This window comes from Wolbachia endosymbiont (group B) of Ablattaria laevigata, from assembly GCF_964277395.1.
In the GTDB taxonomy this organism is placed as follows: Bacteria; Pseudomonadota; Alphaproteobacteria; order Rickettsiales; family Anaplasmataceae; genus Wolbachia.
Genome location: NZ_OZ195519.1, coordinates 251,324 through 276,044, shown reverse-complemented (window position 1 = coordinate 276,044; position 24,721 = coordinate 251,324). Strand labels below are relative to the sequence as shown.

24 protein-coding genes and 2 pseudogenes are annotated in these 24,721 nt (G+C 34.0%); 8 read left to right on the top strand and 18 right to left on the bottom strand.

The window, feature by feature from the left end; genetic code table 11:
- Window positions 1-139 precede the first annotated feature (139 nt).
- Complete coding sequence (gene secA / locus ACICP1_RS01435) at window positions 140-2,791, top strand: preprotein translocase subunit SecA (RefSeq protein WP_010405317.1); 2,652 nt, start codon at window positions 140-142, stop codon at window positions 2,789-2,791.
- Between the two features lie 130 nt (window positions 2,792-2,921).
- On the opposite strand, the gene ACICP1_RS01430 is transcribed toward secA, so the two are convergent.
- The 3 genes from ACICP1_RS01430 to dprA form a co-directional block, all read right to left on the bottom strand.
- Window positions 2,922-3,230 carry a transposase gene (locus ACICP1_RS01430; RefSeq protein WP_264375903.1) on the bottom strand — a complete coding sequence of 103 codons (309 nt, stop codon included), beginning with the start codon at window positions 3,228-3,230 and terminating at the stop codon, window positions 2,922-2,924.
- Window positions 3,231-3,860: 630 nt separating this feature from the next.
- Complete coding sequence (locus ACICP1_RS01425) at window positions 3,861-4,001, bottom strand: hypothetical protein (RefSeq protein WP_010405218.1); 141 nt, start codon at window positions 3,999-4,001, stop codon at window positions 3,861-3,863.
- A gap of 274 nt (window positions 4,002-4,275) precedes the next feature.
- The gene (dprA, locus tag ACICP1_RS01420; protein ID WP_353281691.1) at window positions 4,276-5,352 is read right to left on the bottom strand and encodes a DNA-processing protein DprA; all 1,077 of its coding nucleotides are present in this window, start codon (window positions 5,350-5,352) and stop codon (window positions 4,276-4,278) included.
- A gap of 61 nt (window positions 5,353-5,413) precedes the next feature.
- Between dprA and ACICP1_RS01415 the strand changes: the two genes are divergently transcribed.
- Entirely contained in the window at window positions 5,414-5,788 is a 375-nt protein-coding gene (locus ACICP1_RS01415; protein WP_010405211.1) for a ferredoxin family protein, read from the top strand.
- A gap of 32 nt (window positions 5,789-5,820) precedes the next feature.
- On the opposite strand, the gene ACICP1_RS01410 is transcribed toward ACICP1_RS01415, so the two are convergent.
- Window positions 5,821-6,087 carry a hypothetical protein gene (locus ACICP1_RS01410; protein ID WP_010405208.1) on the bottom strand — a complete coding sequence of 89 codons (267 nt, stop codon included), beginning with the start codon at window positions 6,085-6,087 and terminating at the stop codon, window positions 5,821-5,823.
- 160 nt (window positions 6,088-6,247) lie between these two features.
- A complete protein-coding gene (locus tag ACICP1_RS01405) occupies window positions 6,248-6,571 on the bottom strand; it encodes a hypothetical protein (RefSeq protein WP_139686411.1) in 324 nt (107 codons plus the stop codon).
- Between the two features lie 449 nt (window positions 6,572-7,020).
- On the opposite strand from ACICP1_RS01405, the gene ACICP1_RS01400 reads away from it, so the two are divergent.
- The 4 genes and pseudogenes from ACICP1_RS01400 (at window position 7,021) to ACICP1_RS01385 (ending at window position 10,135) form a co-directional block, all read left to right on the top strand.
- Entirely contained in the window at window positions 7,021-7,974 is a 954-nt protein-coding gene (locus tag ACICP1_RS01400) for a D-alanine--D-alanine ligase (RefSeq protein ID WP_039833309.1), read from the top strand.
- Window positions 7,955-8,713, top strand: coding sequence for a cell division protein FtsQ/DivIB (locus tag ACICP1_RS01395; RefSeq protein WP_010401947.1), 759 nt, complete (start codon window positions 7,955-7,957; stop codon window positions 8,711-8,713). Before ACICP1_RS01400 ends, ACICP1_RS01395 begins: the two co-directional genes overlap by 20 nt.
- A 226-nt stretch (window positions 8,714-8,939) precedes the next feature.
- A pseudogene (locus ACICP1_RS01390) lies at window positions 8,940-9,253 on the top strand (transposase); the annotation flags it as partial.
- A gap of 61 nt (window positions 9,254-9,314) precedes the next feature.
- Window positions 9,315-10,135 (top strand): annotated as a pseudogene (locus ACICP1_RS01385) (IS630 family transposase).
- A 50-nt stretch (window positions 10,136-10,185) separates the two neighbouring features.
- Here ACICP1_RS01385 and ACICP1_RS01380 read toward each other — a convergent pair.
- The 3 genes from ACICP1_RS01380 to ppdK all read right to left on the bottom strand — a co-directional run bounded on the left by ACICP1_RS01380 (window position 10,186) and on the right by ppdK (window position 15,701).
- On the bottom strand, window positions 10,186-11,220 hold the full coding sequence (locus tag ACICP1_RS01380) for an efflux RND transporter periplasmic adaptor subunit (RefSeq protein WP_395460939.1): 1,035 nt from the start codon (window positions 11,218-11,220) through the stop codon (window positions 10,186-10,188).
- A 257-nt stretch (window positions 11,221-11,477) separates the two neighbouring features.
- On the bottom strand, window positions 11,478-12,875 hold the full coding sequence (locus ACICP1_RS01375) for a hypothetical protein (protein ID WP_395460938.1): 1,398 nt from the start codon (window positions 12,873-12,875) through the stop codon (window positions 11,478-11,480).
- A 156-nt stretch (window positions 12,876-13,031) separates the two neighbouring features.
- On the bottom strand, window positions 13,032-15,701 hold the full coding sequence (gene ppdK / locus ACICP1_RS01370; RefSeq protein ID WP_395460937.1) for a pyruvate, phosphate dikinase: 2,670 nt from the start codon (window positions 15,699-15,701) through the stop codon (window positions 13,032-13,034).
- A gap of 540 nt (window positions 15,702-16,241) precedes the next feature.
- On the opposite strand from ppdK, the gene fabG reads away from it, so the two are divergent.
- Both fabG and ACICP1_RS01360 read left to right on the top strand, forming a co-directional pair.
- Entirely contained in the window at window positions 16,242-16,976 is a 735-nt protein-coding gene (gene fabG, locus ACICP1_RS01365; RefSeq protein ID WP_395460936.1) for a 3-oxoacyl-[acyl-carrier-protein] reductase, read from the top strand.
- Between the two features lie 93 nt (window positions 16,977-17,069).
- The gene (locus ACICP1_RS01360) at window positions 17,070-17,405 is read left to right on the top strand and encodes a TrbC/VirB2 family protein (RefSeq protein WP_265041683.1); all 336 of its coding nucleotides are present in this window, start codon (window positions 17,070-17,072) and stop codon (window positions 17,403-17,405) included.
- 1 nt (window position 17,406) lies between these two features.
- Here ACICP1_RS01360 and ACICP1_RS01355 read toward each other — a convergent pair whose 3' ends face one another.
- From ACICP1_RS01355 to rpsM, 10 genes are all read right to left on the bottom strand, one after another.
- Entirely contained in the window at window positions 17,407-18,696 is a 1,290-nt protein-coding gene (locus ACICP1_RS01355; protein WP_395460935.1) for a M48 family metalloprotease, read from the bottom strand.
- A 71-nt stretch (window positions 18,697-18,767) separates the two neighbouring features.
- Window positions 18,768-19,412 carry a 3,4-dihydroxy-2-butanone-4-phosphate synthase gene (gene ribB, locus ACICP1_RS01350; RefSeq protein ID WP_007302560.1) on the bottom strand — a complete coding sequence of 215 codons (645 nt, stop codon included), beginning with the start codon at window positions 19,410-19,412 and terminating at the stop codon, window positions 18,768-18,770.
- A gap of 3 nt (window positions 19,413-19,415) precedes the next feature.
- Window positions 19,416-19,910 carry a transcription elongation factor GreA gene (gene greA, locus ACICP1_RS01345; RefSeq protein ID WP_007302559.1) on the bottom strand — a complete coding sequence of 165 codons (495 nt, stop codon included), beginning with the start codon at window positions 19,908-19,910 and terminating at the stop codon, window positions 19,416-19,418.
- Window positions 19,911-19,919: 9 nt separating this feature from the next.
- A complete protein-coding gene (gene atpA / locus ACICP1_RS01340; protein ID WP_007302558.1) occupies window positions 19,920-21,461 on the bottom strand; it encodes a F0F1 ATP synthase subunit alpha in 1,542 nt (513 codons plus the stop codon).
- On the bottom strand, window positions 21,458-22,006 hold the full coding sequence (gene atpH / locus ACICP1_RS01335; RefSeq protein WP_007302557.1) for an ATP synthase F1 subunit delta: 549 nt from the start codon (window positions 22,004-22,006) through the stop codon (window positions 21,458-21,460). The genes atpA and atpH overlap by 4 nt, the downstream gene beginning before the upstream one ends.
- A 38-nt stretch (window positions 22,007-22,044) precedes the next feature.
- On the bottom strand, window positions 22,045-22,398 hold the full coding sequence (locus ACICP1_RS01330; protein WP_127464124.1) for a YraN family protein: 354 nt from the start codon (window positions 22,396-22,398) through the stop codon (window positions 22,045-22,047).
- An 11-nt stretch (window positions 22,399-22,409) separates the two neighbouring features.
- Window positions 22,410-22,838, bottom strand: a complete 429-nt coding sequence (gene rplQ, locus ACICP1_RS01325) for a 50S ribosomal protein L17 (protein WP_010404731.1) — start codon at window positions 22,836-22,838, stop codon at window positions 22,410-22,412.
- Window positions 22,839-22,845: 7 nt separating this feature from the next.
- On the bottom strand, window positions 22,846-23,913 hold the full coding sequence (locus tag ACICP1_RS01320; RefSeq protein ID WP_264375913.1) for a DNA-directed RNA polymerase subunit alpha: 1,068 nt from the start codon (window positions 23,911-23,913) through the stop codon (window positions 22,846-22,848).
- A 20-nt stretch (window positions 23,914-23,933) separates the two neighbouring features.
- On the bottom strand, window positions 23,934-24,320 hold the full coding sequence (rpsK, locus tag ACICP1_RS01315) for a 30S ribosomal protein S11 (protein ID WP_006012273.1): 387 nt from the start codon (window positions 24,318-24,320) through the stop codon (window positions 23,934-23,936).
- A 24-nt stretch (window positions 24,321-24,344) separates the two neighbouring features.
- Complete coding sequence (gene rpsM / locus ACICP1_RS01310) at window positions 24,345-24,713, bottom strand: 30S ribosomal protein S13 (RefSeq protein ID WP_010404723.1); 369 nt, start codon at window positions 24,711-24,713, stop codon at window positions 24,345-24,347.
- Between the last annotated feature and the right edge of the window lie 8 nt (window positions 24,714-24,721).

Genomic DNA, 24,721 nt, shown 5'->3' with positions numbered 1-24,721 from the left:
AATAAAATAAATAGACTCTTTTACATTTCATCTGCAAGAATCTTTTGCTTAGTTTGTAAATAAAGATTTTCTGAATCTAATTGCCGCAGGTTACGTTTAGTAATATAATCTCATATTAAATAAAACTTTACCTAAGTTTATGCCAGACTCTACGTTAGTTTTAACAACTATTCTTATATTCTTCATCTTTACATTGTCACTTTTTTTTATAAAAAGGATATTTGGATCAACGAACAAGAAGATAATAAAATCCTTCAGAAAAATTGCTCAGCAGATTAATGCGCTAGAGCAAGAAATGCAGAGCTTATCTGATGAGGATCTTGCTAGTAAAACTGCGGAATTAAAACAAGAACTGAAAAATGGAAAAACACTAAATGACCTTCTCGTACCTGCATTTGCGGTTGTACGAGAAGCATCACGAAGATTCCTTAACATGAGGCATTTCGACGTTCAGCTAATTGGTGGCATGGTTCTCCATAATGGCATGATATCAGAAATGAAAACAGGAGAAGGAAAGACACTCGTCGCAACTTTAGCCGCATATCTAAATTCTTTAGAAGGAAAAGGTGTGCACGTCGTAACTGTTAACGACTATCTTGCAAAACGAGATACAGAGTGGATGAGTAAATTATATAATTCTCTTGGAGTTTCTGTTGCATTTATTACAAATAATTTGACAGACGACGAGAGAAAAAAGGCTTATAGCGCAGATATCGTATACTCAACAAATAATGAACTTGCCTTTGATTATCTACGAGATAATATGAAATTTTCTCAAGAAGATATGGTTCAGAGAGGCTTCAATTATGCAATAGTAGACGAAGTAGACTCCATACTGATTGATGAAGCGCGTACTCCGCTCATTATTTCTGGCCCACTTGAGGAAAATAATCAGATATATAAGCATATCAATAAAATAGTAATCAAATTAGTTGATTCTGACTATGAAGTCGATGAAAAGAGTAGAGCAGTGTTCCTCACTGAAAATGGCATTTCACGAGTGGAGGAATTACTAAAATCGTATAACCTCATTCCTGAAAATTCCTCGCTCTATGATACTAGCAATATTATACTGACTCATTATATAGATCAAGCACTTCGTGCACATAAGCTGTTTACTGCTGATAAAGATTATATAGTGAAAAACGGTAAGGTGGTAATTATTGATGAGTTTACTGGGCGCATGATGGAAGGTAGGAGATATTCTGATGGTCTTCACCAGGCACTGGAGGCAAAGGAGAATCTTGAAATTCAGCATGAAAGTCAAACTTTAGCATCAGTCACATTTCAGAACTACTTTCGTATGTACAACAAACTTTCTGGTATGACAGGAACAGCAGCAACAGAGGCAGAAGAATTTCGTGATATATATAGATTAAATGTAGTAAAAATTCCAACTAATGTGCCTGTTAAAAGAATAGATGTTGATGATGAAATTTATGGCACAGAAAAAGAAAAATTTAGTGCTGTATTGAAGTTTATAGCGGAATGTCACAAACGCCTTCAACCAGTGCTTGTTGGCACTGTGAGTATTGAAAATTCTGAAAAACTTTCCGATCTTTTGAAAAGCCATTCTCTTAAGCATTCAGTATTGAATGCTCGTTATCATGAACAAGAAGCGTATATAATAGCGCAAGCTGGAATACCAGGCAGCATTACTATAGCAACAAACATGGCAGGACGTGGAACTGATATTCAGCTTGGTGGAAATGTTGAAATGATTGCAAAAATAGAGCTCGAGAAAATAAAAAATGCTGATGAAAGAGAAAAAAAATATCAAGAAATAGTCAAAAGAGTAAAAAAAGATAAGGAAATTGCTATAAAAGCTGGTGGCTTATGTGTTATTGGAACCGAAAGGCATGAAAGCAGGAGAATAGATGATCAATTACGTGGACGTTCTGGCCGCCAAGGTGACCCTGGACTTTCTAAGTTCTTTCTATCACTTGAAGATGATTTAATGAGGATATTTGGTTCTGATAGAATGAGGAATTTTTTGCAAAAAGTGGGACTAAAGAACAACGAGGCTATTCATCATCCATGGATTAATAAAGCACTTGAAAAAGCACAGAAGAAAGTTGAAGTTAGAAATTATGATGTGCGGAAGTCTTTGCTAAAGTTTGATGATGTAATCAACAATCAACGTAAAGTTATTTTTAAGCAGAGAAATCATATTTTAAACAATGAAATCAATGATTTAGTTGAAGTATATAGTGAAGTAAATGAGGATATAATAGAAGGTATAGTACAAAGTGGTTATTACGAAGATTATGTTGAAGATATTGCAAAAGAATTCCATATAAGATACGGGATAACGCTTAATCTAGAAGAGTTTTTGAATAAACAAGAAGCCTTGGATTATATAAATGACAAGATACAAGAATTTTTTACTGAGAAAGAAAAATATTTCAATAGTCAACAAACTACAGATTTGTGGAATACGATAGTGAAACAAGTGATGATCATGACACTTGATCATTTATGGAGGGAGCACCTTTCGGTCTTAGAGAGCCTAAGACAAAGCATAAATTTGCGTGCCATGGGGCAAAAAGACCCACTGAATGAATTTAAACGCGAAGCTTTCTTAATGTTTGAGTCGATGCTTGAAAAGTGGGGGGAGCTTACCATTCACCGCCTAGCGCACTTTAAGTTGCTAGACAATCAAGAAATAGGCAATAGGTCACGCTCTACTAAAAATAGCAGACTTCCAAAAGTTTCAAGAAATGACAAGTGCCCTTGTAACTCTGGAAAAAAATACAAACACTGTCACGGTGCAGTTGCCGTAGTGAATTAGTTGTTGCAAGCACATTATAGCTGCTATAGCTAACCGAAGTAAGATTTGCCCGAGCACTAAAAAACAAAATCAATAGCCGAATTAATATTGGGCCAAAAGGTTTGTAGAGCCTTTCTTATGGCGTGCTTGATCAGAACTTCTCAATCGGATTTAAATCTGGCGAGTATGGAGGCAAGAACAAAATTTTACACCCAATATTTTCTATCAAATTTTTCATCCTTGCAGATTTATAAAAGCTCGCATTGTCGAGAACAATAGTCTGTCCAGGTTTAAATACAGGAACAAGTACATTTTCTACATAAGCATCAAAAATCTCCCTGTTGCAGTAGCCATCAATTATCCATGATGCTTTAACTTTTCCTTCATTCAGTGCTCCAATTATGCTTACCCTCTTTCTTTTAAACCCTGGGCAAATAACCTCTTGCCTCTTTGAGACCACCCATATTCATAAAATTCATTGTCCTCTATTCCAGACTCATCTATGTATATCAAGTTTCCTTTATTTATTTCTTCTACTTTTTTTATGAACTCTTTGCGTTTCTCTTTATCTCTTTCTCGATAAAGAAAAGTTTTTTTTATATGTATAGTTTACTTTGCTAAGGTAGTTATATACTGTGCTTCTACACATATTACCAAATTCTTCAATTATCTTTTCAATTCTAATATCTTAATTTCCATCCAGAAATTTGGCAAATCTATCTAAGTCTTTAATCTTATGACCATATCCTTTGTGATAGCCTGAAGATGGTTTCTGTTTCTTTTTTCCTTTTCCTCCACAAATATATTGGTTTTATGCTCACTTTGAATATTTGACTGATTTTTTTATCGTCATTGTTTTTTTATCGACTCCTTTGAGAACACGTTCTTTCAGATCCTCACTATATGGACTTGGCATCTTCTTCTTTCTCATTACTTATTATACCATTCTAACCAATTTTGCCATATAGCTAAACCTTTCTTGGGTTAGCTATAGATGATAAAATATTTGATTCTAGTTCTTTATAGTCTACTAATCCGGTAGTTCTATTTGCTTGACTCATTTCAAACCTCCATTTTTTATATCAATTTATTACTTTTCTTTTCGGCTTGACACACTTTTTTGAACGTTCCCCACTTTTTCTATCACCTTTTCAAATTCTTCTACAGTTAAGCCTGTTATATTACGAAAATTTCTTGGGTGTTTCTTTATATTGTAGTAACTAAAGCTCATTTTTTTACCTTACTCTATCTGCTTATTCCTCTTCCATCATTTTATCATTACCTTTTGCAGCAGGTCTATTGATGCATGAGTCTGGAATCTAGGAATTCTGATTATATATTAGGAATTCTGATTATATATTAAGTTAGTAAGTATAAAAGTTATGTAAAAATACAACGTTTTTAGTGAGATTACGGAAAGCCAGCGTCACACGCTGGAATGACATCTTTCTTGGTGGACTCAAATCATAATGTTTGTACGGTTGTGGATTTATAACTAAAGCAATCTAGAAAATTAATGATATTTTATTCCCCGGCAAACGCTCTATTTTATTTTCCGTCTCTAGTTCCAAAAGAGCCATTAGAGCTATATTGGTAGAAAGTCCGCTTGCTAATATAAGTTCATCTATATCAACAGGTACAGAGTTAATATGATCAACTATAACAGATTTTGCCTGTTGTAATTTTTCTTGTTTTTGGTCAGCAACGGTATCAAATAGATTTTTTTGCTGAAGAGGTAAACTAAATCTCACGCTCTCTACTATATCATCAGCGGATTCAACAAGTTTAGCGCCGTTCTTAATTAAATAATTACTACCACTACAGCGTGAATCTAAAGGGAAACCAGAAACTGCAAACACCTCTCTTCCTTGATTCAAAGCAAAATCTGCTGTGATGAGAGAACCAGACTTTTTTGATGCTTCAATTACCACAACACCGAGTGAAAGGCCAGATATAATTCGGTTTCTTTGGGGAAAATACTGAGGCTTTGGTTTAGTAGCAAATGGAAGCTCAGTAATTACTAACCCGCCATTTTCAGTGATTCTTTTGTATAGATCAAAATTTTCTCTTGGGTATACTACGTCAATTCCGTTTGCTGTGACAGCAATGGTTGGGTGATTTTTGTATATTACACTGTTTGCTGCAGTATCGATCCCTCTTGCAAGTCCAGAAATTACGATGAAACCAACTTCGCTTAAATCAAGTGCCAACTTATTGGCAAAATTTCTTCCATTGATTGAAGAATTACGTCCACCGATTATTGCAATTATCTCACGGCTTAACAATGATATATCACCAAGTGTAGTTATTACAGGAGGACAACTCGGTATATTCCTTAAAATGTCAGGGTAATCTGGATCACATGCTGGTATTATTTTGGCTCCAATTTTTTCTGCATTCTTAATTTCTTCTTGTACATTTTTAATTCCATAATCCTTGTTAGCCAATTCATTAAGATACTTAAGCACTTCATCTAGTGAGCCACATGCTCTTAGTATACTAAAAAACTTTACTGGTCCCACAGTTCTAGCCAAGCTTAGCCATATTTCTAATTCTTCGTTATTTAATTTATTTATCTTCATAAAAGGCTTGAATTTCTTATCAGTTTAGTGTACCCAAGATAATGCAAATATACAGTATTTTATGACGCATTTTGTTACAGATAAATGCATAAAATGTAAATATACGGACTGTGTAGAAGTATGTCCCGTTGACTGCTTTTATGAAGGTAAAAATATGCTCGTGATTAACCCAGATGAGTGTATTGATTGTGGAGTGTGTATACCTGAATGTCCAGTAGATGCAATTGTAACTGATGATTCCATAAAAGATATTCTAGAGCTAGATGAAGGCTTACTGAACAATGAACAAAAAATCTTTAAATCATTTTACAACATAAATGTAGAATATTCGCAAAAGTGGCCAAATGTCACAGCTAAAAAGCAACCCCTAGATACAGCAGAAGAGTATAAAGAAAAAAAGGATAAAACAGCTTATTTTGACGAAAATTTAGGGTAATAGAGTACGAAAGTGGACTCACACTTTTTTGATTAAATAGACATTGAATTGTAAGCATCTATTTCATCTGCCATAGACGATAATTGTGCACTCTCAAAACGGAGATTGTTTGCAATGTCTATTAATTTCTCACTAATTTGTGAACGAAGTTCAGGCACTGGAAAGAAAGTATCACATCTAGCCTTGCACAGAGGTTTGTCTGTTTCATTGAACGCCTCTTCACAGTTTTTATGGCAAATATGAGATAGGTTGCGTGCCTGAAACGTTAATGAATTCGAGTTTTGTGTAGACATAACCATAATATACTCCTAAATTAAAAAACTAACTCCACGGTAGCATTTATGTGTTAATAAAATTGTAATATTTATATTAGCATAATTACTTTTCAGATACGTTTATTACTTTATTGAAAAGTTCAGAATAAATAGAGAGTACAAAAGAAGCCTCACATCTTTTTGGTTAAATAGACATTGAATCGTAAATGTGCGTTTCATCAGAAAATATATCAGCAGATGATATATTACTATCAATATTGTCTGGTTTAAGTTCATTGTTCAGATTCTCGAAATCTTTTTGAATTGTTTCAATTGTCTTCTTTAAATTACCATACTCTCCCCATAACTTGGTATTGGTTAAATGAATATTATTGCTTAGATTCTTGAAATCTTCTTTAATTGTTTCAATTGTCTTCTTTGAGTTATAATGCGCTCCCCATAACGGTCCAGTGATTGATTTAATACAAACTTCACTTAATGAACATTGATTATTATCTTTTTCTGACATAATATTCTCCTTAATTAATATTATATTTAATATAGTATAAAAGTATTAATACTATATTAAATATGGAATCAAAAGTAAATAAAGCAATACAGGAACGTCTTACAGTTGATTCAGTGAATCTTGCACCATAGCTTTAAAGGGTTTAGAAGACTAAGAGTTGGCGATGTGTATTATACAGACACCAAAAACATGAAGTAACTATCGTTACAATAGGATATAGGGACACCATTTACGTTTGAAGGAAATATGTTTTGCAATAACCCTATTCTATAATGCAAAACCCAATGTATTACTTGCAATCTGGTGTCTGATCACAAAGGAACCAGTTTACATAAAACTACTTGCCACCTGCAAATTGCAATATCTGTACAGCTGTGGAATTTTTCAAAGCGTTTTTTCTATTGAAGATAAAAGTATCTTTTATATATGATATATAGCAAAATATTAGGGTGCTTATGGTTCCAACTATAGCAATTTTAAGTGGTGGATTTTCTTGCGAAAGAGAAATATCGCTTATGAGCGGAAAAGCAGTAAAGAAGGCGCTTGATAGCCTTTCATATAATGCAATAGAAATAGATGTTGATAGCAACATTGCTCAAAAGCTTAAAAAAACTAATCCCGCTCTTGCTTTTATTGCTCTACATGGACCTTATGGTGAAGATGGCTGTATTCAAGGTTTACTGGAGATTTTAGGTATAAAATATACACACTCAGAAGTTATGGCTTCGGCTGTTGCTATGAATAAAGTGATGTCAAAGCATATATTCCATTCTCTTAATATCGACACTCCAAGAGGTTATGTAATTAGTCGAGAAGATGTGCTAAAAAATAATATTAAAGTTGATTATCCGTACGTCTTAAAACCGATTAACGAAGGCTCAAGCATTGGAGTACACATGATTTTCTCACATGAGGATTACTTAGAGCTGAAAAATAACAGTTCTACTATAATGGAAAAGATGATCATAGAAGAATACATACCGGGTATAGAGTTACATACTGCTGTGTTGCTGAATGAAGCAATTGGCACTATGGAAATACGACCAAAAAATAAATTCTATGATTATGAAGCAAAGTATACAGATGGATTTGCAGAACATATATTTCCTGCTAAAATTCCTGACAACATATATAGAATGACCTTGGAACACGCACTAAAAGTTCATCAATTTTTAGGATGCAAAACTGTTTCCCGCTCAGACTTCCGTTATAATCCCCAAAATAACACTTTAAAAATGCTTGAGATTAATACACATCCTGGCTTTACTGAATTATCGTTAGTACCAGAAATTGCAAAATTGACAAAAGGAATTGATTTTAATGAATTAATTAAAATTATTGTCAAAGACAGTTTACACCACAAGAATATTAGAGATCAAGCCGATGTTGAACAATGTTACTAGAAGCCAAAGGAGTTTTTTGCGCAAGTGTGCTTTCATGATTATAACTGCACTTTTCCTTACACTAGTACTTTATAGTTCACTTGATAAAATAACAAATCGATTCAATTACTACTTTACTTGGTGTAACGATCGCTTATCGAGCTTATTAATTAGCAATGGATTTTCAATCGACAAAGTAACCGTTACTGGAAACAAATTTACAAATGAACAGGACATTCTAAGTTTAGTAGATAGAACACAACCTATCATGTATGTATCACTCTCAAAACTAACAGATAATATACAATCTGTAAGCGAATGGATAAAACATGTAAGAATTTATAGGATTTTACCCAACACCTTACGCATTGATGTAAATGAACACAAACCTTTTGCTCTTTGGAAAGATGATAACAGAACTTCAGTAATTGACTCTGAAGGTAAAGTAATCGTAGATGATTACCAGATAGATAACCTCGTTATAATCAAAGGACAAAATTCGTTATCAAGCCTAAAATTCATTAAAGATATACTAGAGAGGAAAACTCAATTAAGTGATCATATTTCTTCTTGTGTTTATGTAGGCAATAGAAGATGGAATATCATACTCGATAACAGTGCCACAGTAAAATTGCCTGAAGATAATCCTTATAGCGCATGGGATTATTTAAGCCACTTGCAAAATACAACCGACTTTACTTTTAGCAATTGGAGCATAATTGATATGCGTGTTGCTGATAAGATCTTTGTGAAGAAGTGATCTGCTCGGTGCTCCTTTTCATTTCATGCAAGTAGCCCTTTCTCTGTCATATGAGTAGCTTAAAACTGGAATCCAGATTGCAAGTAATTGATTGGGTTGGGTGAGTATGGGTTTTGCATTATAGAAGGAAGCATTAACCATTACTAAACAAAAAGGGGAGTGTTAAATAAACTGTGTCAAACCGAGAAGTAAAGTAATAAATTGATAAAAAAATGGAGGTTTGACAATGAGTCAAGCAAACACAACTACCGGTTTGGTAGACTATAAAGAATTAGAAACAAATATCTTATCATCTATACGAGAAGGAAGACCATTGACAGGAAGAGATGGAGCATTAACACCATTTATAAAAAAACTGCTAGAGGGAAGGCGAGATAGAAAACCATTTGTCGGCTGAAAGCAAAGAAAACAAACGAAGAAATTCAAAGACTTTACGGACAAGTATTTGAACTATTGACACCAAGAGATAGAGAAGGAAGTTTCGAGCCACAAGTAGTCAGAAAAAGGCAAACAACCGAACTTGAAGCAAAGGTTTTAAGTATAGCCCTTCTCATAATAGTCCAAAAAGAGTAAGATGGATTGATAGTAGTGGAAGGTAAGGATGCCAGTAGCATATAGTTATGACTTAAGAAAAAAGGTAATGGAAGCATTGGATGAAGGAGAGAGTGGAGAAACTGTTGCCAAGAGATTTAAGATCGGAAAAACAACTTTATATGAGTGGAAGAAAAGACGTGAGAAAACGGGAGATTTTCAGTCAAAAAAGCCTGGAAGCGTGGCATAAAATTACCGACTGGAATGCATTTGCCGAATTTGCAAATGAGCAAGGTGGCAAAACTCAGTCAGAGATGCTGGGGCAATATTAGTAGACAAACAATTCATCGAGCACTTAAAAATATAGGATTCACAAGAAAAAAAAGACCTACGGATATAAAGAAAGAAATGAAGAAAAGCGAGCTCAATTTTCAAAGGTTATAGCAACAAAAGAACCTAAAGAATTAGTGTATATAGATGAGTCTGGACACTGAACCTATGGTTATTGCCAGAAAGGACAGCGGTTTTATGCCCTAAAATCTGGGAAGAAAACTCAACGAATTAGCATGGTTGCAGCCTTAAGTGGAAGAAAAATAATTGCTCCGTTAACCTTTAAAGGCCATTGCAATATGGATATCTTTAATAAATGGTTTGAGCAGTTTCTGACACCGATTTTGGAACCTGGACAAACTGTTATCCTTGATAATGCTACTTTTCATAAGTCTAATAAGATTTGCTAAAGGAGTTGGTGCAGAAATTTTATATCTTCCTCCATATTCTCCAGATTTTAACAAAATTGAACATTATTGGTTTGCTATAAAAAACAGAACCAGGAAAAACATTCCTTTATTCAAATCTTTTCGTCATGCTGTCGATTCTTCTTTCTTATGACCTTTTTGGACTATTATGGGAAGGGCTATAACTGATACTGAAGTTATGTCTTAAACCTTATCACCAGGCTTAACAAATAGATGGCCCAATGTTATTAACTTTATAGGCTTATCTTCGTTATTTACCACCACCCAAACACCATCGTTTTCATGATCAACAATTTCTATTGGTGTAAATACTACATAATTATTGTCATCAACAATCTTTATTCCAAGAACACCATCGTCACTTAAGCTCAAGGCTGAAGAAGGAATTTTATATGCAAATTTTTCACCTGAAGGTAGGCTTACACTAGCAGTCAGTCCTTGCAAGGATATAATTTCATTATCAGTTACCTTGACCTCCACTCTATAAGATCCAGTTTTAGGCTCAGCAATTTTACTAATAAAACTCACTTCACCTACTAATTCCCTTCCGTCTAGCAAATTAATTTGCGCTGCACTACCCAGTTTTATTTTATTTACTTCATTTTCTGAAACATACAACACTACAAGAACCTGATCAAAATTAACTATGTCAGTTATCTTATGTCCAAGATTAACAAAATCCCCTTCATTTACGTTGATCTTATCTATATAACCATCAATAGGAGATTTAATCGCAGTGTTTTCTAAATCCAATTCTAGCCTTTTTAGGTCAGCTTTTGCACTCTGCAATGCAGTAAAAGCTGATTCCACTCTTATCTGTGCTCCATAGCCTTTTTTATTCAATTTTCGAGAGGAATCATACTCAATTTCACGCTGATTTAATAAAGCTTTGGCTTTCTCAACTTGTGCAACTCTGTCATAATCTTCTATCTTTAAAATTACATCGCCTCTTTTTACTTTTTCACCATCAGACAAATAAATAGCAATAACTTGACCACTTGTTCTTGAGACAAGGCTTGCCCTATGCAAGGGATTTACTGTACCAGAAAAATTTAAATATACAGTGCGATTTTGTGGAGTATAATCCTGAGTTTTTACTGAAAAACTACTAATTGGATTATCACTATGAACCGCCTGATCTTTTTTTAAAAATGTATTGTTGATAAAAAACAGTAGAATAAGAGCAATACTGGAAACGATGATTACTTTGTTTCTCATCCTTAAACAGTAAAATTTATTGACCAATCTTGTTAGAAATAACTGCATAAATTTTTGAATCAGAAGTGTAAGTATAACACAGCTATTGTCACTCTATAAATAGTTTTATATGAGCAAGTTTTCTTACAATAAATAAGTTTTTATTGCAAAAATGCAATTTTTAATCAAATAAAAAAGTTGTGCATAAAATTTCCATCATATTATATGATGAAAATAAGAATATTGTAACAAAACTAAATATATATTTAAACAGAGCTTTAGCCCATCACTAAACCAACACCCAATTGCTCAACACTATCAATTTTAATTTGTAAAGTGCCCTTTATAAATTTATTAGCCTGGTCTGTACTCATAAAAACTGTATGTTTATTGGGCATTAATTTTTCCATATCAGCTCTATTTTTTTTATCTTGCAAATGAGGTTCGCAAATATAGCTATACTTTTTAAAATCTAGAAGTTTAGCAAAGCCATCACGATCATTCTCATGGTGAAAAGCAACATTTATACCTACTATTTCGTCCGTTTCTTGCAGCTTTCCATCTTTATCTATTACCTGTGCCTTAGCAAGCGCAACTGTAGGTTTATGGCCATAATTTGCTCCAATAACCCTTCTTATTGAATGTTCTATTGCTATTTTTTGCACTTCAGGATTTTCATCAAACTCTTTCAAAAAATTAAGGTGTAAGTTAATATATTCAGAGTATTTCAATCTGTGTTTTTTATGTATAGTTGGTTTGTAGGACAGTTCATTTGTAGGTGACTTATAGTTTGCAAGAAGCAATTTTTGTTCATACTGCTCATTAAATTCCTTTATCTTTTCAAAATGTCTTTCATATTGAGTCAATCCATCTTTCCCTTTTTTCTTCATCCTTTCCAAGAATTTCTCTACAGGTTCTCGTTTGGCTAGACTAATTTTGCGTATAAGCGGAATTTGTTTTTTCAAGCTAATCCAATATGGTAGGCAAACAACTTTTGCATCTTCCGAAAATAGACCTTCTAACTTTTTCACTGCATTGTATAAGTTTGCTGATTCTGGTTTATAATGCCCGCTATTATTGTCTATATAAGTTATTTTACCATTTACCACTTTCATTAAACCAGAACATAAAACTGGACTACCACCTGCAAGAGTTGAATGACGATAAGCCCATTCGCTTTTGTTAACATTAATATGTTCATGAGTTACTAATTTTCCATCAAGCGTGATCACATAAGCTACACAACCTTTTTTACCCTTACTAATTTTATCAGTTGTATCATATAGTTTGTCTTCAAAGCCTTTTAACTTGTTACCTTCCACTTCTGGCATTAAGTCCACGTATAATTTTCCTTCATGAGGAATTTTAGTATATTCTGCTTGGTCATCTGGAGTAAAATACTTAACCCTTGTATTAGTTCCAGGAATTTTTCTTCCTTCAACTCCAACTTCTGGAAACAAATTATATCGTGGAAAAAAATAAGTAAAATTATTCTCTATCCAATACAGAATCTTATTTATGATACCAAAAACTTTTCTATTACCTAAATCAATAGAGAGTTGCTGTTCCTTTGGTACTGCTAGATGATTGGACTTTGTACCAGATTTACCAAATTCTTTGGCAGCATATTTAAACTTTTCTAGTAAATATTTCTTACTTTCTTTTGATACTGACATTTTTACCTCACTCACTATTATTTTATCCTATATTATTTTAGACAAAAAGTCAATCTTTCTTAAGATATTAAGAAAAAAGTAGCAGCAAAATAGCTAAACTGACTTAGATTTATCGACAATTTGAAAAATCATCATTCCGCTACTTGTTAGCGAAATCTATGTTCGTACAGTTGTGCTGCCCAACAAACTTATGCTAAGCTGTGCTGCCACTAATTTTGCAACCGGTACTCTATAGGGCGAGCATGACACATAATCAACCCCTGATTTGATGAAAAACTCTATGGACTGTGGATTCGCTCCATGCTCTCCACATATACCAAGTTTAATTTCTTTTCTGGTTTTTTTGCCCCTTTCGATAGCTATTCTGATTAATTCCCCTACCCCTTCAACATCTAGCACCTCAAATGGATCGTTTTCAAATATGTTGCTTTCCTTATAAGAATCGAGGAAATTAACTGAATCATCTCGTGAAAGTCCCATAGTTGTTTGTGTTAAATCATTAGTGCCAAAGCTAAAAAATTCTGCGTGTTTTGCGAGTTTGTCAGCAATCAGTGCTGCTCGTGGCAGTTCTATCATCGTTCCGATTGAATAGTTCACATCGAAATTTTCGGCTTCTTTCTTTATTAACTCGCATATCAGAATAAACTCTTTCTCACTCATGATAAAAGGAATCATGATTTCAGGTTTCACTTCTATCTTCTTTTCTTTCCTTAATTCACTTGCAGCACTGAGTATTGCCCTAATTTGCATGCCATATATTTCAGGATGAGAAATGGCAAGTCTACAACCTCGATGGCCAAGCATTGGATTTTTTTCTGATAACTGTGCTATTTTATTTTTTACTGATTCAACTGACTTATTCAGTGATTTGGCAATTTTCTCTATAATAGATTGATTGTGGGGCAAAAACTCATGTAGAGGTGGATCAAGTAAACGTATAGTAACCTCCCTGCCCTCCATAATAGAAAATATTTCTTTGAAATCAGACTTTTGCATTTCTTCGAGTTTATTTAATGCATTTGCCCTTTCATTTTCATCATCAGCTATTATCAATTTTTGAATGAATTCGATTCTATCACTAGCAAAAAACATATGTTCTGTGCGACATAATCCTATACCTTCTGAACCGAATTCTTTTGCAATTTTTGCATCTTTTGGAGTATCAGCATTCGCTCTCACCTTCACTGTTTTGATTTCATCTACCCAGTTAATTATCGTTTTGAATTCTTGAGATAATTCAGGCAAAATTGTAGGAAGAATACCAAGCATAACCTCTCCTGTTCCTCCATTGATGGTGATTGATTCACCTTTATTTACTTTTATATCCCCCATAGAAAGAAATTTTTCATCTTTATCAATATAAAGTCCATTTAGACTACAAATGCATGGTTTACCCATTCCACGAGTTACAACAGCGGCATGCGAGGTCATACCTCCTCGCGCTGTTACTATTCCACTTGCGGCATTCATTCCATTAATATCTTCAGGGCTCGTCTCTGATCTTACCAAAATTACTTTTTTACCCTGCTCTGCAGCTTTTTCAGCATCACTTGCACTGAATACTACATATCCAGAAGCAACACCTGGAGAAGCTGGCAGTCCTTTGCCTATTACTTCTTGATCGATTTTAACATCAAGAACTGGATGCAATAAATTGTCAAAAGTTTTTGGATCAATTCTCAATATTCCTTCCTCTTTTGTAATCACTCCTTCGTTTACCATATCAACTATTATGCGAATAGCAGCTTCGGCTGTGCGCTTGCCAGACCTAGTCTGCAAAATCCATAACTTACCGTCCTGTACAGTAAATTCGATATCCTGCATGTCCTTATTATGACTTTCAAGTTTTTCACATACCGCGCATAATTCTCGGTAGATGTTTGGTAGCAACTTCTCTATGGTGTTTTCTTGCTCGCCGTTAACTGGCATAGGAGTATAAACACCAGAAACCACATCCTCACCCTGAGCATTAACTAAAAACTCACCAAAAAGCTTTTTTTCTCCAGTTGAAGGATTACGTGTAAATATCACGCCGGTTGCAGAATTATCGTTCAGATTGCCAAAAACCATTGCTTGTACATTAACCGCAGTTCCAAGGTTTTCAGAAATACTATGTATTCTTCTATAGGAAACAGCCCTATCGTTTTTCCAAGAGGCAAATACTGCATTAACCGAGTTTAACAATTGCTCTTCAACGTTCTGCGGGAAATGCTTTCCAGTTTTTTCACATACTATCTCTTTAAAATCATTAACAATTTTCTTTAAAACATCAACATTAAGATCAGCTAAGCTTTTTGCTCCACTTTTTTGCTGTTCACTATCAACAATGTCTTGAAATAAGTGATGGTCAAGCTGTAGTACAACACTCGAGTACATCATGATGAAACGACAGTAGCTATCATAGGCAAAACGTTCGCCACTTTTTTTTGCAAGCCCAACAACGGTTTCATCATTTAGACCAACATTTAAAATAGTATCAAGCATGCCCGGCATTGAATTCACACTACCAGAGCGTATGGAAACTAATAAAGGATTATTTGAATCCCCGAATTTACAACCGATGTCACTTTCGAGCATCGCCATGTAGTTTTTTATCTCGTTACGTAGATCACAAGACAATTCATTATCTTGACAATAGGCCTGACAAACAGCAGTGGAAATTGTAAAACCAGGTGGAACAGGAATGCCAATGTTACACATCTCTGCCAGATTTGCTCCCTTCCCTCCTAGTAGATTTCTCATTGCTGCATTACCTTCACAGTTGCTTTGGCTAAAGTAATATATTAACTTTTCTTGCATTTTTTTCGGATTTTCACTAATAAACATACTATACATACTATTCTAATAAATTTGTCAGGCAGGAGTAATAAATTTTGTAAAATTCAGCACAATTAAATAGCCTCTTTTCCTTTCATTCTAATGTCCCTATTGTCATTCAAGTATTCTTTCCTGTCATCTCAATGACCTCTATGATGTCATACCTGTTGGAGTATGAATGTAGCCTTATCTCACACTCCTGTCATTCCAGTACTGGGATCCAGAAGACTGATCAAGTAATAAGAACTAGTCACGCGCTGGCTCTCTTAAATTACTTTAGCTATAAGTGTTAAGAAATTTACCAATCAAAAAAAGGCAAAAGAATCCACATGGTGCTGATTTTATTACTGTAATTGATAATGTGCTAACGCTTAAACGAAGCGAGTTTAGGCTGAATAGAAAAAAATAAAAAAAGGCATGCAGCCGCCATAATTTTCGCCAATAAACACAAGAGTTGTCAAGAAGCTTCTATTAAATGAAAGTTATGAAAAAAATCTATTGCAAGTCTTTTAATATTCTGTTAAGAGCTGGGATAATATAAAAATTATCATGTTCGGATTAGAAGACAGGAAATTTCTGATTACTGGTGCATCAGGCGGAATAGGGCAAGCAATTGTAGAAATTATGCATAAGGCCAGAGCAACTTTATGTATTTCTAGTACAAAAAAAGAAGTACTCGAAGAAGTTGCTAAAAAATATGAAAAAAACATTCACGTACTTCCTTGCGACTTATCAAATCCTGAAGAGGTAAATCAACTAATAAATAAAGCAAGTGAGTTGATGAAAGGCTTTGATGGACTCATATGCAATGCAGGAATTACACAAGACAGCTTATTGTTGAGAATGACAGATGAAGCATGGCAAAAGGTAATTGATATTAATTTGAACTCTACATTTAAACTAAATAGAGAAGCATGCAGAAAATTAATTAAAAACAACCGGGGAAGAATCATAAATATTTCCTCAATAGTAGGATTGACAGGAAATGCCGGGCAAGTAAATTATGCAGCATCAAAAGCTGGAATAATAGCTATGAGCAAATCTATAGCAAAAGAAGTTGCAAGTCGCGGTGTAACAGTAAATTGCATTGCTCCTGGGTTTATAGATACTAAGATGACTGAAGTTTTAAATGAAAAACAAAAAGAAAAAATATTAGATAATATTCCAATGCAAAGAATGGGAACAGGAGAAGAAATAGCAGCAGGGGTATTGTTTTTAGCAAGCGACGAAGCAAGATATATAACGGGGCATGTGCTTAACATCAATGGTGGGCTATTTATGTAGCAACACTTATTTATGGACAAACTATGAGTTTTACCTTAAAATAAATATATATAAATTTAGATTCACACTAGTTTATTACTTGGAGGCAAAAGAATGAGCTATATAATAAAAAAATTTTTTAATGCTTTATGTATAGTGCTGTTTCTCTCTTTTTCAGATTACGCAAATGCTGCTACTGATATAGATGATACAACTGCCCAAGTAATATGCAATATTATTGGTTATATTTGGGGAATAGGTGGGCCACTTATGACTGTAGTCATAATAGGTGCAGCTTTGCTTGCAATATTTGGTAGAATGCCATGGCCAGCTCTCTTTGCCCTAGGTATGTTTTGTGGTGTATTTTTTGGTGCCAAAGCGATTATAATGAAAATTATACCCGATAGCATTAAACAAGGTAGTATGTTGAGCAAGTGTGGGGAAAAATAACTTAAAAATCAGGATATTTTTGTGTGTATTGTTCCTTCATGTCTTCAATCTGTAACAAATAATGACTGTCTTTCGGTAAAGTTTTAACAGCTACCTCAGCGTATTTCATAAATTTCTCTAAATCACCTTCAATACAAGCCTTCTTTGTCAAAGCAAAGTAATACATTGCCATATCAGCGCTACGTTTATATGCAATACTTAAATACTTCCAGACAAAAGCGTTATTTGCTTCTACGCTTGCAATCTGCTCCAGGTAAAAAATTGCCTTCTCTACGTCACCGTATAACAATAAAGTATGAGATAATGCAAGTTTCACTAAATAGTTATTCTTCTCAGATAAATATCTAAGTGATTCTTCATACATTTTTATTGCTTCACTTAAATTTCCAGCTTTGTATAACATCTCCGCTTTTAATTCATATAAATAAGGATCATTGCGTGACTCTTGAATCAATGAATTAACTTTAGTAATAGCCTCTTCTATCTTTCCTTGCCTATAGTGAATTACAGCATTTACATACTTAGAACTACCTTCATATTTATTAGATAACACATGAATAGGAGCAAAGAAAGAGTCTAGCTTTGCAACCATACGCTCAAACTTCAGCAATTTATCTACAAGGATTGGTTTTATATTGTTTTTAATCTTATAATTCTGTACAGCAAATATACGCTTATCACTAAGTGGGTGAGTGCGGAAATACTCTTCAGTGTTTTCATGCTCAATACTCTTAAAATAGTCAAAAATCTCTTTCATACCCAAATTATCATAGCCAGATTCATCTAGGTATCTTAAAGCATAGCTATCTGCTACACTCTCTTGCTCTTGAGAATAGTTAAAAAACAACCTTGAACTAAGCGTTACACCACTAAGCAAGATTGCACTCGCAACCTGAGGGTTAATGACAATACTAGAAACTAATCCTACCATATAACTAATCATTGCTATTGATTGAAAATAACCTACAGCACTACTCATTTGTAATACATGACCAGCAGATATATGAGCAATTTCATGTGCTAATATACCAAGTAAGACATAAGGTTCAGTCGAATATTGTAAAAGCCCTAAATGAATGAAAATGCTATTATTGTTAATTACAAAAGCATTAATCGATCTATCATCAACTATAAAAACTTTTATTTTATCATTATCAATACCCGCAGCAGAAAATAAAGGTTGCGCTAGATCCTTAACTACCGCTTCCACTTCACTATCTCTAATAATACTAACAGAGTAAGCGCTATTACAGTATACGAAAAAAAATAGTAAAACAAAAAGCTTAGACATGGAAATTCCTTGTTTGTATAACTTTGAGGAATTTTATATTTTAACACTTAAACTATACGAATCTATAAACGCTAGTTTAAATTTTGAACGTAACTGATAAGTTTATCAATGGTAGTTAACTTAATATTATGTTGTTCAGCAAATTCAAGCAACTGGGGTAAGCGCATCATAGAGCCATCATCATTCACTAATTCACAAATAACTGCAGAATGATTACATCCCACTAACTTAGCTATCTCAACACTTGCTTCAGTATGACCAGCACGTTGCTCTACTCCACCCTCATGTGCAATCACAGGAAAAATATGACCGGGAGTTATAATGTCATCCTGAGTTCTATTTTTATCAATAGCAACATGTATAGTTTTTGTTCTATCCTCAGCTGAAACACCCGTAGTAATACCATAACGTGCATCAATTGATGTAGTAAAAGCAGTATGATTTTCACCAACATTTTTTTTTTCCATGAAACTAAGGCCTAACCTTTTCATGTGAACTTTAGTCATTGCTAAACAAACAATCCCTGTACCGTATCTAACCATAAAAGCCACATGTTCTGGCTCTAATTTCTCAGCTAATACAATCAGATCACCTTCATTCTCTCTGTTTTCATCGTCAACTAAAATGAATAATTTACCAGAACTAGCATCCCTTAATACATCTTCCACAGAAGAAATACCGGGTAGACTAATTGAAGGATAAGTTACTTGTACCATGATTTACTTAAACTCAATCTTAACTATTTTATACAATTTCTCTCCATTTGGCACTATCACTTCCACATACTCACCAACTTTTTTGCCAATTAAAGCACTACCGAGTGGTGAATCCGTAGAGATCAACTGCTTTGAAGCATCAGCTTCATACCCACCTACAATCTTATAAACATATTCTATTTCACTGTTATCATCACCGAGCATGCTTACCGTAACAGTTGCACCAAACATTACTGTATCACCAGACAAATTTTTTACTTCTATCACTTCTGCATGTGAAAGTTTACTCTCTACCTCAATTATGCGGCCTTCAATAAAACTTAATCTTTCCCGTGCTGCATGATATTCTGCATTTTCAGATAAATCGCCTTGATCACGAGCATCAGAAATAGCCTGTATGATAGAAGGTTTTTCTTCCTTTAATTTCTCAAGTTCGACTTGCATACTCTCAAAACCTTCCCTTGTAATAGGAAACTTGTTAACAATGGATGAAGTCATAATCACCGCCTAAACGCAATTAAATTGAGTGACAAAATCACTCACAATACCAAGAATATCATCTTTTATATCATCATTCATGTCACCTGACAACTTTTTTAAAACTCCAGGGTGAACAGTTTGAAAATAATTGATAAGATCACACTCGAACCTATTGATGTTGCTCACCTGTACCTTATTTAATTGACCATACAGATTAGAAAAGATATACATAAGCAATACTTGCTCTTCTATTTGCATAGGTGAATACTGTTTTTGCTTTAATAATTCAATAAGGTATTTACCTTTGTTTAAGGACAATTGAACAGTAGCATCAAGATCAGAACCAAATTTAGCAAAGTCTTCCAGTTCTCTATATTGGGCCAAACTCAGCTTTATAGAACCAGCAACTTTTTTCACAGATTTCAATTGTGCAGCAGAGCCAACCCGAGAAACCGATAAACCTATATTCACTGCAGGGCGAAATCCTTTGTGAAACAATTCAGACTCAAGAAAAATTTGTCCATCGGTAATTGAAATCACATTAGTTGGAACATATGCAGATACATCGCCAGCCTGAGTCTCAATAATCGGCAAAGCAGTCAAAGATCCCTGTCCTTTTTCATCAGACATTTTGGCAGCTCTTTCAAGCAAGCGAGAGTGTACATAGAATATATCTCCAGGATAAGCTTCACGACCAGGAGGACGTCTAAGCAATAAGGACATCTGCCTATATGCCACAGCATGCTTAGATAAATCATCATATACCACCAAGCAATGCATTCCATTATCACGGAAAAATTCTCCAATAGTGCAACCGGTATAAGGTGCTAAAAATTGCATAGGCGCGCAGTCAGATGCGCTAGCCACAACTACGGTTGTATACTCTAATGCTCCACTTTCTTTTAGCTTATTCACCACTTTTGCTACTGTCGAAATTTTTTGTCCAATAGCAACATAAACACAGTAAATTTTTTGATTTTCGTTTACCTCATCGTTAATCTTCTTCTGATTGATAATAGTATCAATCGCAATAGTGGTTTTACCAATTTGTCTATCGCCAATAATTAATTCACGTTGCCCTCTACCTATAGGAATCAACAAATCTATAATTTTAATTCCTGTCTGCAGAGGTTCATGCACAGATTTACGGTCAATAATACCTGGCGCTTTAGATTCTATATACATTTTGTTCTTGGCTCTAATTTCTCCGCCATCGTCTATAGGATCGCCTAATGCATTTACAACTCTCCCTAATAATTCATGACCTACAGGCACCTGTACAACATCACCACTACATTTTACAACGTCCCCTTCTTTTACATCACGGTCATTGCCAAGCACAACTATTCCAGCTGTATCATGATCTAAATCAAGAACTATTCCTTCTACACCGCTTGCAAAAGATACCTTTTCACCAAACTTTGCTTTTTCCAGCCCATAGACCAATGTGATACCATCCGTTACTGAAATTACTTCACCTATATTTTCTCGTTTTATAGGATTATCAAATGTCTCAACCTTCTCTTTTATTATGTTTACTACTTCAGAGGCATTTATGCTATTCTTCATATACAATTCCTTATTTTCAACATTTCCATTTTACTCAAATCAACCAATCTATCCAAATAACTCTTAAGCGAAGCATCAATCACGTTAAAACCATACCTAACTACAAAGCCACCTAGTATAGAAGGATCAACCACATGACTGACTTTTATTATTTTACCAAGAAAGTTCAAAGATTCAGTAATTATTTTTATATCAGGTTTCTTTAAAATCTCTGCTGATTTTATAGTAATTTCCAATTCATTTTCACTTTCCCTTACAAGATTTAAGAATTTTTCTAATATAAGGATTAATAAACGGGAGCGCTTGTTTGCAAGTGTAACCATAATAAATTTGACTAAGTTTTCACTCAAGTTCTCCTTTATAGAAAGTATCGCTTCTTTTTTGTGCAAAAGAGAAACCATAGGATGAGATAGATACACAAAAACATCTTGATCTTTAAAAAAAGCTAACAAAAATTCTACTTCTTTTCTTATAATACCTAATCTGCTTCCTGAGACATGAAACAGTGCTCTAGCATAAGATGAAACTAAATTATTGTTTTTCATATTCAATTACCTGTTCTAGTAAATCTAAATTATTTTAGCTACCATTGTTCAATCCAAGCATTTTTTATATAAATAGGTCTTCTCCTTAAGGAAAGAAAACATAAATCATATCTGACTGAATAATCTAAAAAATCAAGATTTTTACTTAAGAAATATTTAGAAGAATTTATAATAGACTGACACTGAAAATGAGATATCGGTACTTCTTTTCCAAATAAACTTGTTTTAACTTCTATAAAAATCAGCTCCCTTTTTTTAGATACAATTAAGTCAATTTCACCCAACTTACAACGGAAGCGACGTTTTATAACATTATAGAATTTCAGCTTTAAATATATCGAAACTAACAATTCTCCAAAGTAACCTACAAAATAGCGTAACCTACTTATCATAAAAAGAATAATTAGCTTTGTGTAACTACTTTGCTTCCTTTTTTATTTTTACTATAAATCTCACCTTTTGCTGAAATATCTCTATCAACTAGCTCTATCACTGCCATTGGAGCGCAATCACCCTTTCGAGTACCAAATTTTATTATTCTAGAATATCCACCTTTACGGTCTTGATAACGATTAGCTAGAACGCTTAATAATTTATCAACTACTAACTTACTATTATGAAGACGTGAAAGCAAAAGCCTTCTACCATGTAAAGAATCGTTATTCTTAGCAATTGTAATAAACTTTTCCACATATGGACGAAGTGCTTTAGCCTTTGGTAAAGTAGTTACAATCTGCTCATGATTAATTAACGAGATAGATAGATTCTTTAACATTGATAACCTATGCTCGGTACAACGAGACAGTTTATTTTTCTTTATTCCATGTTTCATATACTACCTAATCCTCATCAGTATGTTGTTTAGCCAGTTCATCTATATCCTTAGGCGGCCAATTTGGTATATTCATACCCAAAGACAAACCTGAATTATTTAAAATTGCCTTGATTTCATTCAAAGACTTTCGGCCAAAATTAGCAGTTCTTAACATTTCAACTTCCGTCTTTTGCACAAGATCACCTATATAAGTGATATTTTCATTTTTCAGACAGTTATGAGATCTAACAGATAATTCCATTTCATCTACTTTACGCAATAGAACAGGATCATAGCCCAAATCTTTAGCACCACTAGACAAAGAAACCTGCGATTTTTTATAACTCATATCAGAACTAATAAAAGGCTGAAATTGCTCCTGTAATATTCTTGCAGCATAGTCAACAGCTTGACTTGGAGAGATTGTACCATCAGTTTCAATTGACAATATTAGCTTATCTTTATCAGTAACTTGACCAACACGACTATTCTCTACTCTATACGAAACCCTCTCGACAGGACTATATAAAGCATTAACTGGAATGAAACCAATTAAATCTTGTTCATTCATAAGCTTTAAAAATTCATTTTCTTTATATTTATTTACAGGAAGATAACCTTTTCCGCTAGCAACATATATAGTAATGTTAAGCTCCACATCTTGACCTAGTGTACATATCACCAAATCTTTATTAACAATAGAGCATTGGTCATCAGTTTCTATCATTCCAGCTAATACTTGACAAGGCCCTTTAGCGCTCAAATTTAAGCACTTATTAGACGTGTTATTTAGCTTACATCTCAACATGCCCATATTTAATGCTATATCAGTTATGTCTTCCCTAACTCCTTGGATCGAAGTAAATTCATGATTCACGCCTTCAATTTTTATTCCATAAACAGCACTACCGCGAAGAGAAGACAACATTACACGCCTTAATGCATGACCCAACGTTAAAGCAAAACCACTTTCCAAAGGTTCTAGAACTATATCACCTTTTTTACTTGAATCACCTGATATTACCTTAATCGCATTAGGCTTAGTTAATCTATCTAAATTTCCACAGAAAGAGACATTATCACTATAATACATACAAAAACCTTCCAAATATCCTATACTCTTCTTTTTTTCCTTAGTCTACACCCATTATGAGGTATCGCCGTTTTATCTGCAATTGAAGTGACAGTCAATCCACAATTCCTAAGTGCTTTAACTGCAGCTTCTGCACCAAAACCAGGACCACGAATTATTACAGAAACAACCTTCATACCAAATCTCTCTATTACTTTCTTCGCAGCAGAATCGGCAACCTTACCTGCAGCATAAGGTGTGGATTTTCTCGAACCAGAAAAACCACATGCACCAACAGAAGTCTGGTAAAGCGTATTACCACAAACATCAGTCACATTTACAAAAGTATTATTAAAAGTTGCACGAATATGGACAATACCAGTAATAAACCTTTTTGTATTCTTACCAACCGTTTTAACTTTTTTCATAAAAACTCACGATAATAACAAATTTTATTTTTTTCCAGCAATAGGCAATTTAGATCTGCCTTTACGAGTTTTAGCATTAGTATGGGTTCTTTGTCCCCTCACAGGCAAACCTTTTCTATGCCTTAATCCTCTATAGCAACCGATTTCTATTAAAGATTTTATATCCATAGCCACTTTTTTTCTGAGCTCACCCTCTATGACATATTTTTGCCTAATAAAACTACTAATTTTCTCTATATCTTCATCTTGTAATTCTGAAACACGCTTACGCTCATCAATTTTACAGCTACGACAAATTATATTCGCAGTAGTAATACCTATACCATGTATATAAGTTAATGCAAAAGGAATACACTTCTTCACCGGAACATTTATGCCTGCAATACGTGCCACTGATACCT